Origin of the sequence: Pseudomonas sp. Pseusp16 (assembly GCF_047324915.1) — a bacterium.
GTDB lineage: Bacteria > Pseudomonadota > Gammaproteobacteria > Pseudomonadales > Pseudomonadaceae > Aquipseudomonas > Aquipseudomonas fluorescens_CD.
In genome coordinates, this window is the sequence record NZ_CP168522.1 from 2905282 (window position 1) to 2919238 (window position 13957).

The window sequence follows — 13957 nt, forward strand, 5'->3', positions numbered from 1 at the left end:
CCGTCAGTCAAAATGTTACGCCAGCGACCAGCACAATGTTGCAGTACGGCTGGCACTCGCCGGTACGAACAATCGCTCTCGCTTGTCGGCTCAGGATCTTGAACTGTTCATGGGTGAGCACCTCGCGCCGCCCCAGCGCACCTTCGCCGTCCAGCTCATCCAGTGCGACAAGGGTCGTCGGCTTTTTATCGAAGATTTCCTGAGCCAGCACATGGCTTTCAACCTGCATCTCACTGAGCACCACCTTCAAGGTGCTGACAAAATCCGGAATGCCATGGGTCAAGGCCAGGTCGATCAATTCAACGCCTGGAGGAACCGGCAACCCTGCATCCCCGATGACGACCCTGTCGCCATGCCCCAATGAGGCGATCAGCCGCGACAGCGCAATGTTAAGCAGTGGGGTCTTTTTCATGGTGTTTTAAACGCCTGCACTTCGCTCAAGGCGGGAATCGAAGGTTGTGCACCGGCACGGGTGACCGACAGCGCTGCGGCCACCTGTCCGAAGCGGATCGCCTGCGCCTCGTCTTTACCCGCGGCCAGCGCCGCAGCGAAACCGCCCACGAATGTATCGCCCGCCGCGGTGGTATCGACAGCCTTTACGGCGGGCGCGGGGAAATGCTCGAAGCGTTGGCCATCGGCAAACAGCGAACCTTGCGCACCGAGAGTGATGATCACCTTGCCGGCGCCCAGGGCAATCAGCCGGGTTGCTGCGGCTTGCGCTGCCTCCAGGGAGTCGACCGCAAGACCGCTCAGGGCCGACGCTTCGCTCTCGTTGGGGATCAGGTAATCGATAGACGCGTACCAGTCCGATGGCAGCGGACGGCTGACCGGTGCCGGGTTGAGGATAACCGTCTTGCCCAGCTCGCGGCCGCGCTTGAGCGCATGGCCAACAGACGCATCGGGCACTTCCAGCTGACAGATGAGCACGTCCGCCGCCTGAATCACCGAATCAAAACGGCCAATGGCTTCAGCGGTCAATGCACCGTTGGCACCGGGGACGATCACGATGGAGTTCTGGCTGCTGTCGTCGACCACAATCAACGCCACGCCGCTGGAACCGTCAACGGTGCTGACTGCCTGGCAATCGATCTGCTCAGCCAACAGCGCACCGCGCAGCGCCTCACCATACGCGTCATTGCCCACGCACCCGATCATCGACACCTCGGCTCCCAGCCGCGCAGCAGCCACGGCCTGATTGGCACCCTTGCCGCCGGAGACGGTGGCAAACGACTGACCAATCAATGTTTCACCGCCCTTGGGCAAGCGCGGCGCCCGGGTCACCAGGTCCATGTTCAAACTGCCTATTACCACTACTTTTGCTGGCATACATTGCTACTCATCGATTCTGTTTCGGCGGCGCTGTTGGGTCAGCGGCTTTCTGTTTTCAACGGCTCTCTGTTTCAACGGAATTGGGCAAACACGCCGGCCAGCGGCGCAGTCGATTCACGTATGACGATACTCGGCGTCACGATCCGCTGATCGGTCACCAGGTCCGGCGTGGCGATGCGCCGTAACAGCACTTCGGCGGCCATTTCGCCGAGTTGCAGGATCGATTGCCCGACCGTGGTCAACGACGGGTAGACATACCGACTCATCTGGATATCGTCGAAGCCGATCACCGACAACTCGCTTGGTACGCGGATATTGCGCTCGGCGGCGGCCCGCAGTACGCCGATGCCGATCATGTCGTTGGCGGCAAAAATGGCGCTAGGCGGATTGCTTTCCAGCAAAACCGCGGCAGCGCTGTAGCCGCCAGTGCTGGTGAAATCGCTTTCCAGCATGCGCCCGGGAGAGACTTCGACACCCGCCTCTCTCAAGGCCCGGCAATAACCCGCCAGACGCATCTGCGCCACACTGGTGTTTTCCGGCCCGCTGATCGTGGCGATATCCCGATGCCCCAACTCCAGCAGGTGCCTGGTCGCCAGGTACGCGCCGTATTCATGGTCGATGCGCACCAGGTCCGCATCGACACCGTCCAGTCCACGGTCGACGATCACCATGGGTGTGCGCACGCCTTTCAGGCCTTGCGCCAGGCCAATGTCACCGCCGGCCGAGGCGACAATCAGGCCGTCGATGCGTTTTTCCAGCAGCACACGCAGGTAGCTGCGCTGCTTGTCCGGATTGTCGTCGGAGTTGCACAGGATGACGCAGTAACCGTTTCGCTCGCAGTAATCCTCGATACCCCTGGCCAGTTCGGCGAAATACGGGTTGAGGTTGTTGGGGACCAACAGGCCGATGGTCGCCGTGGTTTTGGCCTTGAGTGAACGGGCCACGGCACTGGGAACGTAGTCGAGGGTCTTGATCGCCGCCTCGACCTTGATCCGCACCTCTTTACTGACCGGGCGGGTCTTGTTCACCACATGGGAAACCGTGGTGTAGGAAATGCCCGCCAGGGCTGCCACATCTTTGATAGTCGCCATGACTCAGGTCCGCCGGCTTGCGCGTTGACTGCGATAAGTGTCCAGCACAACCGCCACCACAATCACCGCGCCGGTAATGATGCGCTTGGTCGGCTCGGTTGCCCCGATCTGCGCCAGCCCCGCGGCCAGCACGGAAATGATCAGGACACCAAAAAACGTGCTGATCACCGAGCCGCGGCCGCCCATCAGGCTGGTCCCGCCGATCACCACGGCTGCAATCACTTGTAACTCAAGACCGGAGCCTGCGTTCGGGTCGGCGGCTTCCAGGCGAGAAATCTGGAACAACGCAGCAATACCGGCCAGCAACCCCATCAGGCTGAAGACCAGGATTTTATAGGGTTTTGGATTGATCCCCGCCAGCCGCACGGCCTCTTCGTTGGTACCGATACCGATCAGGTAGCGTCCGAACACCGTGCGGGTCAACACGGCCTGAGCAATGAAAATGATCAGCAACGCAATGATGAACGACGGCGAAATGCCGAAGGCGATCGGATTGGACAACCAGGCGAATGCATCGCCGATGTAGGCCGTGCGCGAGCCGGTCATCTGATACGCCAACCCGCGAGCCATTTCCAGCACGCCCAGGGACACGATGAATGACGGTATCCGCCACGCCACAGTGATCGAGCCGGTGATGGTACCGGCGAGCGCCGCGATGGCCATGCCCAGCAGCGCCGCCGGCAGAACGCCCCAGCCCCAGCCAAGAATCGCCACGCTCACGGTCGAGGCCGCCAGCGCCAGCACCGAGCCTACCGACAGGTCGATGCCACCGATGATCAACACGAAGGTCATTCCGACCGCCAACACCATCAGGTCCGGAATCTGGTTCGCCAGGGTGCTGAAAGTATCGTACGAGAGGAAATGACTGCTCAGCACCGAGAACAGCACGATCATCGCCAACAAGGCACCCGCCAGGCCCAGATAGGTGCCCAGGCCGTAGAAGCTGGCATTACGTTTGCCGGCGAAAGAAGCGGTATTCATGGAAGATCCCTAGGCGCGGCTTCAAAGAGCTGCGCATCACGTTTTTGGTAGCCGGCGAAAGCCGCGGCAAGCAACTCATCCTGGGTCCAGCTATCGCGATCGAATGTATCGATCAGGCTTCCTGCCGACAGCACACCGATCCGGTCGCAGATCAGCATCAGCTCACGCAAGTCGCTGGAGACCACCACCAGCGCCTTGCCCTGGCGGGTCAACTCACCGAGCAGGTTGTAGATATCGAACTTGGCGCCGACGTCGATACCTCGGGTCGGCTCGTCGAACAGCAGCACCGAGCAGTCGCGTTCCAGCCAACGGCCGATGACAACTTTCTGCTGATTGCCGCCGGACAGCTCGGACACCAACTGTGCCGGACCGGAGCTGCGAATGCGCATGGCGTCAATCTGACGCTGGGCCAGGGCGCGCTCCTTATCGTTGTCGACAAAGCCCGCGCCGGAGATGCCGGGCATGTTGCCCAAAGCGATATTGGCGCCGATTGACTGCGTCAACAAAAGGCCTTCGCCCTTGCGATCCTCTGTGATCAACGCGATGCCATGCCCGACCGCATCCACTGGCGAGCGAATGCTGACGACTTGCGCCGGCGCGCCCAGGGCGATCGTACCGCTGTCGGCGATATCGGCACCGAAGATCAGTCGCAGCAACTCGGTGCGACCCGCGCCGATCAAACCGGAAATGCCGAAAATCTCACCGGCACGGACTTCGAACGACACGTCGCGAACCTTGTCGGCACGGGACAGGCCCTTGACCGTCAACACCGGAGCGCCGATCTTGCGCACGCCCATATCGATGTGTTCGCCGAGCTCGCGCCCGACCATCAAGGTGACCAGTTGCTCGCTGTTGTAGTTGGCCATCGGTTCGACACAGACCAGGTTGCCATCGCGTAGCACGGCAATGCGCTGCGCGACCCGCGCCAACTCTTCGAGGCGATGGGAGATGTAGATGATCGATACGCCGCGAGCCTGCAGGCGGGTGATCTGCTCGAACAGCATTTCGACTTCGCGCGCAGTGAGCATCGCCGTCGGCTCATCGAGAATCAGCACCTGACAATCGCCAATCAGGTTGCGGGCGATCTCGACCATTTGCTGGTGGCCGATGCCCAGCTCACCGACCAGGGTGTCCGGGTCAATGGCGTCGAGTCCGACCTGAGCCATGGCCTCGATGGCAGCGTTGCGTAACTGCTTGCGACTGATCCAGCCGCCGTTGCTCGGCAGATTGTGGAGAAACAGGTTTTCCGCCACCGACAAGGTCGGCAGCAGGTTGAGTTCCTGCATGACCATGCGGATACCCAGCTCTTCAGCCTGAGCCCGGCTACCCGGGCGGTAGTCCTGCCCTTGAAACTGCATGTGACCGGTGGTCGGCGTGACCAGCCCGCCAATAATCTTCGAAAGCGTGCTTTTGCCTGCGCCGTTCTCGCCAGTCAACGCCAGCACTTCACCGCGCATGAGCGTCAGGTCAATGCCGGCCAGAACCGGTTGGGCGTAGGTCTTGCCGATACCGCTGACCGAGAGGACAGCGTTCGTAGCGCAAGCGGACATAAAAATTCTCCATGCGCCCGTCCGGCTGGACGAGCGCCGTTGCGTCGCCAGAAGCTTACTTGGTAACCAGCTCTACCGGTGTTTCGATCACGCCATTGGCGCCGCCGTCGACCTTGTCGCCCTTGAGAATTTTCAATGCCGTCTCGATGCCGAACACTGCTTGCCTGGCCGCAAACTGGTCTGCCGTGGCCAGCACACGACCATCCTTGAGCATTGGCTGGATGGCGTTGATGTTGTCGTAGCCGACCACTTGCACCTTGCCGGCCTTGCCCGCGGCGCGCACCGCAGACACCGCACCGACCGCCATGCTGTCGTTGCCGGCCAGCAGGGCCTTGGTTTGCGGGTATTCACTGAGAATCGACGCGGCCACCTTGTTACCTTTGTCGATCTCCCAGTCACCGGACTGCAGGGACACGACCTTGATCTGCGCCGCTTCCATCGCATCCTTGAAACCTGCGGTCCGCTGCTGGGCATTGGTGGTGGTGGACACGCCTTCGATGATGCCGACTTCGTCTCCGGCCTTCAGCTGTCTGGCCAGGTAATCGCCCACCAGTCGTGCACCCTTGCGATTGTCCGGGCCCACGAACGGAACGTTGATGTTTTTGCTTTTGACGACGGCGGGGTCCAGCTGGTTATCGATGTTGATCACGGTGATGCCGGCATCGATGGCTTTCTTGATCACCGGAACCATGGCTTTGGAGTCTGCTGGCGCGATGACCAGTGCATTGACCTTGGCCAGGATCATTTGCTCGACGATGCGCGTCTGGCCTGCGGTGTCGGTTTCATCCTTGATGCCGTTGGAGATGAGCTCGAATTCGCCGGAGTGATCCTTCTGGTAGGCCTTGGCGCCGTCCTCCATTGTCAGGAAGAACTCGTTGGCCAGGGATTTCATGACCAGTGCGACTTTCGGTTTTTCAGCAGTTTCGGCAAAAGCCGAAGAGACAGGCAGTGCAGCGGATGCGGCCGCCAGCATAGCGACAGCGAGAAGGCGTCCAGCGAATGGCAGCTTCATGGGTTCACTCCGATCTTATGATTATTGTGAGCAACGCGTGCGCTGGCGTAAGTTCCACGACCCACCGCGATGAATAGTCATCACTAGAGCCGCGCAAACGTTTGCGCGAACCGAACTATGCGAACCCTGCCGCTATTTGTCAACGACCTGAAAAATGCTTTCAGAGATGTTCTGCGAAAAAAACGGCATTCAGCTCATGCCGTGGTGTTGACCACCGATCCCGTGCCAGAACCCTTGGTCAGCTCTTTGATCAGGCTCGCACTCACTTGCAGGATGGCGCCGTTGGTGTCGGCAACCTGCCCCTGAATGGCGGCTACCGCGGTGGTCCTGGCTTCCGGAGTCGGATAGGACGCCGCCTGGGCCTGCGCCAGTTGCTGCTGTTGCTCACGCAATTGCTGTTGCAGCTCCTTCAGACGTTTAAGCAAGACCTTCACCGCAACGCTGGTGTTGTCGCTCGTTTGCGTTTCGGCCTGTGCGCCGGCACTCCCTCCCAACCCTATTGGGCCCGTTTTAACCCGGGCGCCGCCTTCCTTTGTCCCCTGCGCTTGAGCAGCCACATCCTCTGTCGCATCGCCCAAAGCACGAATGGTGGTCGCAGACTTTCCCCCGATGGTGATGCCCGCGGCATTTGGGAAGCCAATAGTTAACGACATGTGAACTCCTGCAGAAAAAGATCCCTTGAAGGAGCATCGACCGACGCACGCGTTTCTTTAGTCATTAACGACGTTTTGATGCGTTGAAATCTTAAACAGGACTGCCATCCGTTTCGGAGAGCCGAACGCAAAAGCCGAACATGTTCGGCAATCCGAACATCCAGCCTCGAAATCACATGGAACACAAACAGCAATACCATTACAAATCATTAAGTTACGCGTGTTTTTCGATTCAAAGTATTACTGGTACAGATCCTGCTCTTCTCCTCGTACCCCGGCGCTCAGATTCGCCAGGGGCATATCTAGATGAACCTGCATCAGCACCGTCTCACAACTAGAAGAGAAAAATAATGACATCTGCACTCAAGACCTTTGTTCCGGGCGCCTTGGCCCTCCTGCTGCTTCTGCCCACTGCCCTTCAGGCCAAAGAAGCCGAAACCCGACAGAAACTGGCCAACGTGGTGATCCTGGCCACCGGCGGCACCATTGCCGGCGCTGGCGCCAGCGCCGCCAACAGCGCGACCTACCAGGCGGCGAAAGTCGGCATTGAACAGTTGATCGCCGGCGTTCCTGAACTGAGCCAATTGGCTAACGTTCGCGGCGAACAGGTCATGCAAATCGCCTCCGAAAGCATCACCAACGAAAATCTGCTGCAACTGGGTCGCCGCGTAGCCGAGCTGGCCGACAGCAAAGACGTTGATGGCATCGTGATCACCCACGGCACCGACACCCTGGAAGAAACCGCATACTTCCTGAACCTGGTGGAAAAAACCGACAAGCCGATCATTGTCGTGGGCTCCATGCGCCCGGGCACCGCGATGTCCGCCGATGGCATGCTGAACCTGTATAACGCGGTGGCCGTGGCCGGCAGCAAAGATGCACGGGGCAAAGGCGTGCTGGTGACCATGAACGATGAAATCCAGTCGGGTCGCGACGTCAGCAAAATGATCAACATCAAGACCGAAGCGTTCAAAAGTGCCTGGGGTCCGCTGGGCATGGTGGTAGAAGGCAAATCCTACTGGTACCGCCTGCCGGCCAAGCGTCACACCATGGATTCCGAATTCGACATCAAGACCATCAAGAGTCTGCCTGACGTCGAGATCGCCTATTCCTATGGCAACGTCAGCGACACCGCCTACAAGGCCCTGGCTCAGTCCGGCGCCAAAGCCATCATCCACGCCGGCACCGGCAATGGCTCGGTATCGTCGCGAGTGGTCCCCGCCCTGCAAGCCCTGCGCAAGGATGGCGTGCAGATCATTCGCTCCTCCCACGTCAACGCCGGCGGTTTTGTATTGCGCAACGCCGAACAGCCTGACGACAAATACGACTGGGTCGTGGCCAACGACCTGAATCCGCAAAAAGCCCGGGTCCTGGCGATGGTCGCGTTGACCAAAACCAATGACAGCAAAGAGCTGCAACGGATGTTCTGGGAATACTGATTCACCCTCGCCCGACCGGATCCGGTCGGGCACCACGTGCGCCATTCGCCAACCCTGGCGAGTGGCTGCCACTGGATCTGACAAAAAACTCCCTTCGCCTTACGCCAAATGCAACAAACCGTTGTCAGAGGATTTTCTCGATTTTTAAGCAGTTGCGAAATGGCCTACAGTTAAATACTGTATGCACGTACAGCTTAATAAGGAAAACTCCGTGGACACCACCTCTACCTCTCCTGACACCTATGTACGCATGGGCCTGCGCGTTCAGAAAATCATCAACTCTCCCACCGCACAAAAGGCCAGGGCAGCGCTGATCTTCCGCCTTCCTGATGAGCCGGTGGATGAATGGGAACGCTTGCTGGAAGAAATCGACGAGAACGACAACGTCACCCTCGCCTATCGCGACGATGGCGGCGTGCAGATTTTCTGGGTTGTGCCGAAGGAAGATTGAGTCGATGAGTGTCCGCTGGCTTGCTGTGTTGTTTCTGTTTTTTGCCATGGGCGCGCAAGCCGATGCTCCGCGCACGTTCACCGAAGCGAAAAAGGTCGCATGGAAGCTCTACGCCCCCCAATCCACCGAGTTTTACTGTGGCTGCAAGTACACCGGCAACCGGGTAAACCTGGCCGCCTGCGGTTATGTGCCACGTAAAAATGCCAAACGCGCATCCCGCATCGAATGGGAGCATATCGTTCCGGCCTGGCAAATCGGTCATCAACGCCAGTGCTGGCAAGCGGGCGGCCGCAAGAACTGCGCCCGCTACGACCCGGTTTACCAGAAGGCCGAGGCTGACTTGCACAACCTGGTGCCCAGCATTGGCGAGGTCAATGGCGATCGCAGCAACTTCAGTTACGGCTGGCTGCCCGAGCAGTCGGGGCAGTATGGCTCCTGCCTGACCCAGATCGACTTCAAGGCCAGGAAGGTCATGCCCCGCCCTTCGATTCGCGGCATGATCGCCCGCACCTACTTCTATATGAGCAAGCAATATGGCTTGCGCCTGTCGAAACAGGATCGGCAACTGTACGAAGCCTGGGATAAAACCTATCCGGTACAGGCCTGGGAGCGCCAACGCAACCAGAGCGTGGCGTGTGTCATGGGGCGCGGCAACGAGTTCGTCGGCCCGGTAGACATGAAGGCCTGCGGCTGAATCCAGGCTACGCCTGAAACCAAAAAGGCCTCGGAACTGAACACCCGAGGCCTTTTAGTTTGTTCAACGTCCGCGCTACAGGATGTTATTGAGCGGCCGGACGCTCAAGCACCAGCAATTCGATGTTCTGCTTCTTGGCGCGAGTGAGCGCCGCACGGACTTCATCCTGCTTGGCTTCGGCCTCGGCTTTCGAATTGAACGGCCCCATCAGGATTCGCGTATTGCCATTGTCCTTGACGACGCTGGACATGAAACTGTGCTCGATCAGCCAGCCACTCAAATCGCTGACTGCCTGAGGGGTTTCGCCCCGCACTTCAAGATCCCATTGTGGGCCGGACACTGCCGCGGGTACGGCAGCCATGGCCGGTTTAGGCTTCGGCGCATCCACACTACTGCCCTCGCCGCACCCCGCCAGTGCCAATATCGCGATTACCAGAACCATTTTGCGCACGGCGTTTCCCTCTGAATGCATAAAGCGGCGATTTTAACATCCATGAATACTTAACGAGTGCCGTAAAATGGGCTCAAAACTACGAGAATGATGGTTGCGGCCTCTGTATAGTTACGCCTTGGGAATTAATGCTGCATCTGCGCGTCAGAAAGAGGCACCCAAACCGTGAGACTTCGCACTAATCTATACATACCACCGACCTCTGCACTGTCCGAATCAGGTGCCCCACATAGCAATCAAGGAGAAGACCATGCTGATACTCACCCGCAAAGTCGGTGAAAGCATAAACATAGGTGATGACATTACGATCACCATTCTGGGCGTAAGCGGCCAGCAAGTCAGGATCGGCATCAACGCTCCGAAGGACGTTGCAGTGCACCGTGAAGAAATTTATCAGCGCATTCAGGCCGGCCTGACCGCCCCGGAAAAGCCGCAATCCTGAATTCTGTTGCAGTCAGTAGCCAGCCCGTTCGGTCCGGAATCACGGCTGGCTAAAGATTCAGCATCGCATCGCTTCGCTTCCGCTTGCTTTCCCACACAAGCTTCCAGGGGTCGATACTAGCGACAAGCTCAACACCCTGGCTGTCAGACCTTTCTGGTTTGCACCAAGGAAGGACGCGTTCGCTCCGTGGTTAACCGAACATCACGCCACGCGCCATGCCAGTCGCCGCCACCACCATCAACAACACCAGCAGCGCCTCGACATGACTGATCCGTGCAAACAGCTTCGCACGGCCAGTATCGAAAGCCACTTTACGCCCCAGCGCTATCCGCCATTTGATCAACGTCACCATTGGCGCAATTTCCAACAGCAAGATCAGGACGAACAGCGTCATCTTCAGATGAAACAGCGGCTGATGCAGGTAATAGTCCGTGCCTTTCTCGTACCCGCCAAAGGCTCGCATCCCCCCGCTGATCAGCAAGACGACAGCTGAAATACCCCAGATATTGTCCGCTACCAGAACACTGCGCACTTGCGCGGCCCCATCGGCCAAGCGCCGAAAAGCGCTGCCGCGAACCAGCACCGCCCAAAATCCCAAGGCAACTGCCAGAAGATGAACCGCCGCGAGTAACCAGTGAGTCAGCATCGAGAAACTCCTGCCAGATCGAAGTTGTATGAGCCTGTCAGTAGTAGCCCATGAAATGGCTGCTTGCACGGCATCCGTGGACAATGCCCGGAACACAATATGACAGACCAACTAAACTCCACTTCGCTGGTATTGAGCATCCGCGGCAGTACCAGCCCCCAACAGCAACTCACTCCCACCTCATTGAACTGAGTAAACAAAATCATGTGTAAATCATGTGATTCAAGCTCTGCTTCAAACACAACAGGCCGCCGTCGTTTTCTTCAAATTGCCGGATTGAGCGCAGGCGCCCTGCTGCTGACCGGTACTCTGCCCGGCCAGTTCATCCAGGCAGCCGAAAAAGCGACAGCCCCACCAAAACCTCAAAACGTAATCAGTCCCGATATGGCATTGAAAAGACTGATGGAGGGCAATGAACGCTATGTAAGCGGCACTTCCACGACACACGATTTCAAGGCTGAGCGAGAGGCCCTGGTATCCGGTCAAAATCCGTTCGTGGCAGTACTGAGCTGCTCTGACTCGCGGATCGCCCCGGAATACGCGTTCGACACCGCGCGCGGCGATCTTTTCTCCATCCGTGTCGCGGGCAACTTCGTGACTCCGGAAGGCCTGGGCAGTCTTGAATACGGGGTTGCGGTACTTGGCGCCCCGTTGATTCTCGTACTGGGGCATGAGAGCTGCGGCGCCATCGAGGCAGGTATCAAGGCAGTGAAGGATCATACGGTATTCCCGGGCCATATCCCGAAACTGACTGATGCACTCAAGTCGGCTATCGAGACAGTGCTGAAGCAGCCCGGGAGCCTGATGGAAAACGCCACCGCGCAGAACGTCAAAAACACTGTCAACAGCCTGAAACATGCTTCGCCCTTGCTAACCGACGCACAGAGCAAGGGCATGCTGAAGATCGTGGGAGGTATCTATCGCCTGGCGAGCGGCAAGGTAGAACTGATCGCCTGAACCGCAATACGCACGTCGCCCGCATCGGAGTACAACCCCGCATGCAAAGAGCCCAGCGCGGTGGCTGGGCTCTGTTTATCTTCGGTTTTCCATCATTTTGTCAGCAAGGGTTTTGGCCCTCTCGATCAACAGGTTTTGCCTGTCTTCGTGAGTAGCCCCGCCAACAACCGGGGCAGTCAAATTGCTTTCGGCAATCAATGCAGCGCAGAAGTATTGATCCCAAACAGTCTTGTCCACAGATGCCTGCTTGATGATTTGATCGGCGTTCATGGGCGGCTCCTTTCAATGAGGCAGCACTACTAGTTTACGCCGGAATGACAAAGAAACCGGGCTATCACCCACAGTGGCCCGCCATTCGTCGCCTGCGAAAATCCAGCGCAGAAATCACTCGCATCCGTGGCTTGAGGATTGCAAAGTACGCGCGTAGCAGCGCGGGAACGACATGATTCTGACGCCGCAGCCATTCAATCAATGCTTAAGGACTCCAGCGATACGCTTGGTCAGTCACCGGGAGATGTAACGTGTCAACGCTCAACGAAATCGCAATGAACCACGCGAGAATGGCTAAGGAAAAGGCAGCAGAGACGACCGAACTGAGCGAGCGACACCTCCAGATCGTAGGGAGCTTCGAGGTACCGTCCATTGAAGTACAGCAGAACATTCCAATGCACCTGATCGCCGGAGCGCAGGAGGTCCATCTTGCTCATGCGACGGGTTTCTCACTCTGACCTTTCATGAGGCAGGCGAGACCCCGGTCGATGTACCCGACAACAGGTAAGCGAGGGCAGCGCTGGCAATGGAACATGCCATCTGCATGCAACCTGCCTGACCAAATGTTCATAGCGTCCGCACCGATCAAACAATCGGTGCGGCGCTGACCGCCAACGGCGGGATGAATTCAGGACGCGGATGATCGCCGCGAGTCAGTACTTGAAGAACGATTAGCCAAAACGTGGGCACCAATCACAATGAGGCTAGCGGCAATGGCTCGTGCACGACCTACTCCCCATTCAAGCGCGGTGGTCATCGTATCGTTTGGCAAATTATCGTGTGTCTCTTCAAAAACGGGCCACCCGCTTTTGTCGTAAATGCCAATGAACAGTTGCGTTTGTCCCTTGCTGGAAACCCTGGTCTGAACATCAATGACATTGCCGTCCCCAAACACCTCGTCGTGCGACCGACAGTGCAATTCGCAATCCGCCCAGTGCCAAAACCTGGAACTTCTACGCATCATCATTGCGGCCTCCTTTCTGTTCAAGTTTCGACGAGAACAATGGAGGGGAAAAAAATTGGTACGCTATTTCCGGGGTCTCAATTCCCGAAAAGATGCCACTTGCCAGACACTTTTTCGTACGAAATCACCCTGAAAGCCACGCTCTGTCGCCACGCAACACAGAGCATCATCATGGCAAAAGTACTGACCCAAATTACGCTCAAGTTGCCGCGCCTCATGCAGGCAAGCGAATACGGGAAACTGCGGCATGTCGGCAGAAAGGAGCAGGAGATTGCCCCGGGCATCAGTGGTGAACGGAAGATGATGTCAGGCACCCGGCACAGCGACAAGCTGCGCGATCCCGAAGACCTACCGAGCGATACTCGGTGATTGTTTTGTCCAGAGGAGGTTTATGGCATCAGTTTCAAGCATCAGGTTGTTACCGACCCTGAGCCAGAACAGTATGTCGTTAGGCGTTGATACACTGAAAAAGATCCAGTGCCCTGACCCATCGACCTTTTCCTCTACCTCTGCAACGTACAACGCGACCTCGCTTTCGCTAAGTTCCAGGGCATCGGAGATTTCTCGCTGTGTCGGTTTTCTTACGCTGCTCATGGTGAAATCCATTTCTTGAACATAGTGCTCAAAGCATAGCCGCACACCAAAACCTGGTATCTCCACCTGTCGCTTCAGAAAAGTTCGCCATGACAGGTATCGAAACCTGAACCTTCAGCTACTGCGGGGGCATGGTGTCCAATGCCTGCGTGTAAGCATCAATCATCACTTGAAGGGCATTTGACACATGCGGATGTCCAACCCAGCGGTATGAGGCATTTCCAAGCAAGCCGGCAGCCGCGTTGTCCATCAGGCTTTTTACATCAAGCCCGCTGGCGACGGCCGCTCCAAAAATTGCTACAAGCGCTTGCTCAAGTGCAATTTCACGATCGGTGACCATTTCATCTCCTTGACCCGGCTCCATGCCGGCCATAGAAATAAATAGCTCACAAGCAATCAAAGTGCCACTACACCTCGTCGAATCCGGTTACGG

Annotated in this window: 19 protein-coding genes; 7 read left to right on the forward strand and 12 right to left on the reverse strand. The window is 57.8% G+C overall.

From position 1 onward, the window contains the following. Positions 1–7: 7 nt before the first annotated feature. The 7 genes from rbsD to ACEN8Q_RS13085 all read right to left on the reverse strand — a co-directional run bounded on the left by rbsD (position 8) and on the right by ACEN8Q_RS13085 (position 6616). Complete coding sequence (gene rbsD, locus ACEN8Q_RS13055) at positions 8–412, reverse strand: D-ribose pyranase (RefSeq protein ID WP_413705291.1); 405 nt, start codon at positions 410–412, stop codon at positions 8–10. Then, positions 409–1326, reverse strand: coding sequence for a ribokinase (gene rbsK, locus ACEN8Q_RS13060; RefSeq protein ID WP_413422215.1), 918 nt, complete (start codon positions 1324–1326; stop codon positions 409–411). The genes rbsD and rbsK overlap by 4 nt, the downstream gene beginning before the upstream one ends. A 74-nt stretch (positions 1327–1400) precedes the next feature. Continuing rightward, positions 1401–2420: a LacI family DNA-binding transcriptional regulator gene (locus ACEN8Q_RS13065; protein ID WP_413705292.1), complete on the reverse strand. Its 1020-nt coding sequence runs from the start codon at positions 2418–2420 to the stop codon at positions 1401–1403. A 3-nt stretch (positions 2421–2423) separates the two neighbouring features. Next, positions 2424–3401 (reverse strand): ABC transporter permease, encoded by a 978-nt coding sequence (locus tag ACEN8Q_RS13070; RefSeq protein WP_413422218.1) that lies wholly within the window; start codon positions 3399–3401, stop codon positions 2424–2426. Then, positions 3398–4951: a sugar ABC transporter ATP-binding protein gene (locus ACEN8Q_RS13075; RefSeq protein WP_413422220.1), complete on the reverse strand. Its 1554-nt coding sequence runs from the start codon at positions 4949–4951 to the stop codon at positions 3398–3400. The genes ACEN8Q_RS13070 and ACEN8Q_RS13075 overlap by 4 nt, the downstream gene beginning before the upstream one ends. 55 nt (positions 4952–5006) lie before the next feature. After that, complete coding sequence (locus tag ACEN8Q_RS13080; protein ID WP_413422222.1) at positions 5007–5963, reverse strand: sugar ABC transporter substrate-binding protein; 957 nt, start codon at positions 5961–5963, stop codon at positions 5007–5009. Positions 5964–6157: 194 nt separating this feature from the next. Continuing rightward, positions 6158–6616 carry a hypothetical protein gene (locus tag ACEN8Q_RS13085; RefSeq protein ID WP_413705293.1) on the reverse strand — a complete coding sequence of 153 codons (459 nt, stop codon included), beginning with the start codon at positions 6614–6616 and terminating at the stop codon, positions 6158–6160. A gap of 350 nt (positions 6617–6966) precedes the next feature. Here ACEN8Q_RS13085 and ACEN8Q_RS13090 point away from each other — a divergent pair, with 350 nt between their 5' ends. The 3 genes from ACEN8Q_RS13090 to ACEN8Q_RS13100 all read left to right on the forward strand — a co-directional run bounded on the left by ACEN8Q_RS13090 (position 6967) and on the right by ACEN8Q_RS13100 (position 9200). Further along, positions 6967–8055, forward strand: a complete 1089-nt coding sequence (locus ACEN8Q_RS13090; RefSeq protein ID WP_413422226.1) for an asparaginase — start codon at positions 6967–6969, stop codon at positions 8053–8055. A 181-nt stretch (positions 8056–8236) separates the two neighbouring features. Further along, the gene (locus ACEN8Q_RS13095; protein ID WP_057396111.1) at positions 8237–8506 is read left to right on the forward strand and encodes a DUF1654 domain-containing protein; all 270 of its coding nucleotides are present in this window, start codon (positions 8237–8239) and stop codon (positions 8504–8506) included. A 4-nt stretch (positions 8507–8510) separates the two neighbouring features. Beyond that, positions 8511–9200 (forward strand): endonuclease, encoded by a 690-nt coding sequence (locus ACEN8Q_RS13100; RefSeq protein WP_413705294.1) that lies wholly within the window; start codon positions 8511–8513, stop codon positions 9198–9200. 85 nt (positions 9201–9285) lie between these two features. On the opposite strand, the gene ACEN8Q_RS13105 is transcribed toward ACEN8Q_RS13100, so the two are convergent. Continuing rightward, positions 9286–9651 carry an SPOR domain-containing protein gene (locus tag ACEN8Q_RS13105; protein WP_413705295.1) on the reverse strand — a complete coding sequence of 122 codons (366 nt, stop codon included), beginning with the start codon at positions 9649–9651 and terminating at the stop codon, positions 9286–9288. 250 nt (positions 9652–9901) lie between these two features. Here ACEN8Q_RS13105 and csrA point away from each other — a divergent pair, with 250 nt between their 5' ends. Beyond that, positions 9902–10093 carry a carbon storage regulator CsrA gene (gene csrA / locus ACEN8Q_RS13110; RefSeq protein ID WP_007975691.1) on the forward strand — a complete coding sequence of 64 codons (192 nt, stop codon included), beginning with the start codon at positions 9902–9904 and terminating at the stop codon, positions 10091–10093. Positions 10094–10283: 190 nt separating this feature from the next. On the opposite strand, the gene ACEN8Q_RS13115 is transcribed toward csrA, so the two are convergent. Further along, positions 10284–10739, reverse strand: a complete 456-nt coding sequence (locus ACEN8Q_RS13115; protein WP_413422233.1) for a DUF2214 family protein — start codon at positions 10737–10739, stop codon at positions 10284–10286. A gap of 204 nt (positions 10740–10943) precedes the next feature. Between ACEN8Q_RS13115 and ACEN8Q_RS13120 the strand changes: the two genes are divergently transcribed. Next, entirely contained in the window at positions 10944–11696 is a 753-nt protein-coding gene (locus ACEN8Q_RS13120) for a carbonic anhydrase (RefSeq protein ID WP_413422235.1), read from the forward strand. 75 nt (positions 11697–11771) lie between these two features. Here the strand turns inward: ACEN8Q_RS13120 and ACEN8Q_RS13125 are convergent, their stop codons facing one another. After that, complete coding sequence (locus ACEN8Q_RS13125) at positions 11772–11966, reverse strand: hypothetical protein (protein WP_007993363.1); 195 nt, start codon at positions 11964–11966, stop codon at positions 11772–11774. Positions 11967–12217: 251 nt separating this feature from the next. Here ACEN8Q_RS13125 and ACEN8Q_RS13130 point away from each other — a divergent pair, with 251 nt between their 5' ends. After that, positions 12218–12424, forward strand: a complete 207-nt coding sequence (locus tag ACEN8Q_RS13130; protein ID WP_413422237.1) for a hypothetical protein — start codon at positions 12218–12220, stop codon at positions 12422–12424. 224 nt (positions 12425–12648) lie between these two features. Next, positions 12649–13299, forward strand: a complete 651-nt coding sequence (locus ACEN8Q_RS13135) for a hypothetical protein (RefSeq protein ID WP_413705296.1) — start codon at positions 12649–12651, stop codon at positions 13297–13299. On the opposite strand, the gene ACEN8Q_RS13140 is transcribed toward ACEN8Q_RS13135, so the two are convergent. Both ACEN8Q_RS13140 and ACEN8Q_RS13145 read right to left on the reverse strand, forming a co-directional pair. Beyond that, positions 13279–13524 (reverse strand): hypothetical protein, encoded by a 246-nt coding sequence (locus tag ACEN8Q_RS13140; RefSeq protein WP_413705297.1) that lies wholly within the window; start codon positions 13522–13524, stop codon positions 13279–13281. The genes ACEN8Q_RS13135 and ACEN8Q_RS13140 overlap by 21 nt on opposite strands. 118 nt (positions 13525–13642) lie before the next feature. After that, positions 13643–13864 (reverse strand): hypothetical protein, encoded by a 222-nt coding sequence (locus tag ACEN8Q_RS13145; RefSeq protein WP_413422241.1) that lies wholly within the window; start codon positions 13862–13864, stop codon positions 13643–13645. Positions 13865–13957 lie beyond the last annotated feature (93 nt).

What these genes read in the sequence shown, in the direction of transcription:
- ACEN8Q_RS13095 (WP_057396111.1), top strand. Translation starts at nt 8,237, where the DNA reads ATGCACGTACAGCTTAATAAGGAAAACTCCGTGGACACCACCTCTACC.
- ACEN8Q_RS13065 (WP_413705292.1), bottom strand. Translation starts at nt 2,420, where the DNA reads ATGGCGACTATCAAAGATGTGGCAGCCCTGGCGGGCATTTCCTACACC.
- csrA (WP_007975691.1), top strand. Translation starts at nt 9,902, where the DNA reads ATGCTGATACTCACCCGCAAAGTCGGTGAAAGCATAAACATAGGTGAT.
- ACEN8Q_RS13100 (WP_413705294.1), top strand. Translation starts at nt 8,511, where the DNA reads ATGAGTGTCCGCTGGCTTGCTGTGTTGTTTCTGTTTTTTGCCATGGGC.
- ACEN8Q_RS13120 (WP_413422235.1), top strand. Translation starts at nt 10,944, where the DNA reads ATGTGTAAATCATGTGATTCAAGCTCTGCTTCAAACACAACAGGCCGC.
- ACEN8Q_RS13145 (WP_413422241.1), bottom strand. Translation starts at nt 13,864, where the DNA reads ATGGTCACCGATCGTGAAATTGCACTTGAGCAAGCGCTTGTAGCAATT.
- ACEN8Q_RS13070 (WP_413422218.1), bottom strand. Translation starts at nt 3,401, where the DNA reads ATGAATACCGCTTCTTTCGCCGGCAAACGTAATGCCAGCTTCTACGGC.
- rbsD (WP_413705291.1), bottom strand. Translation starts at nt 412, where the DNA reads ATGAAAAAGACCCCACTGCTTAACATTGCGCTGTCGCGGCTGATCGCC.
- ACEN8Q_RS13075 (WP_413422220.1), bottom strand. Translation starts at nt 4,951, where the DNA reads ATGTCCGCTTGCGCTACGAACGCTGTCCTCTCGGTCAGCGGTATCGGC.
- ACEN8Q_RS13125 (WP_007993363.1), bottom strand. Translation starts at nt 11,966, where the DNA reads ATGAACGCCGATCAAATCATCAAGCAGGCATCTGTGGACAAGACTGTT.
- ACEN8Q_RS13090 (WP_413422226.1), top strand. Translation starts at nt 6,967, where the DNA reads ATGACATCTGCACTCAAGACCTTTGTTCCGGGCGCCTTGGCCCTCCTG.
- rbsK (WP_413422215.1), bottom strand. Translation starts at nt 1,326, where the DNA reads ATGCCAGCAAAAGTAGTGGTAATAGGCAGTTTGAACATGGACCTGGTG.
- ACEN8Q_RS13140 (WP_413705297.1), bottom strand. Translation starts at nt 13,524, where the DNA reads ATGAGCAGCGTAAGAAAACCGACACAGCGAGAAATCTCCGATGCCCTG.
- ACEN8Q_RS13115 (WP_413422233.1), bottom strand. Translation starts at nt 10,739, where the DNA reads ATGCTGACTCACTGGTTACTCGCGGCGGTTCATCTTCTGGCAGTTGCC.
- ACEN8Q_RS13085 (WP_413705293.1), bottom strand. Translation starts at nt 6,616, where the DNA reads ATGTCGTTAACTATTGGCTTCCCAAATGCCGCGGGCATCACCATCGGG.
- ACEN8Q_RS13080 (WP_413422222.1), bottom strand. Translation starts at nt 5,963, where the DNA reads ATGAAGCTGCCATTCGCTGGACGCCTTCTCGCTGTCGCTATGCTGGCG.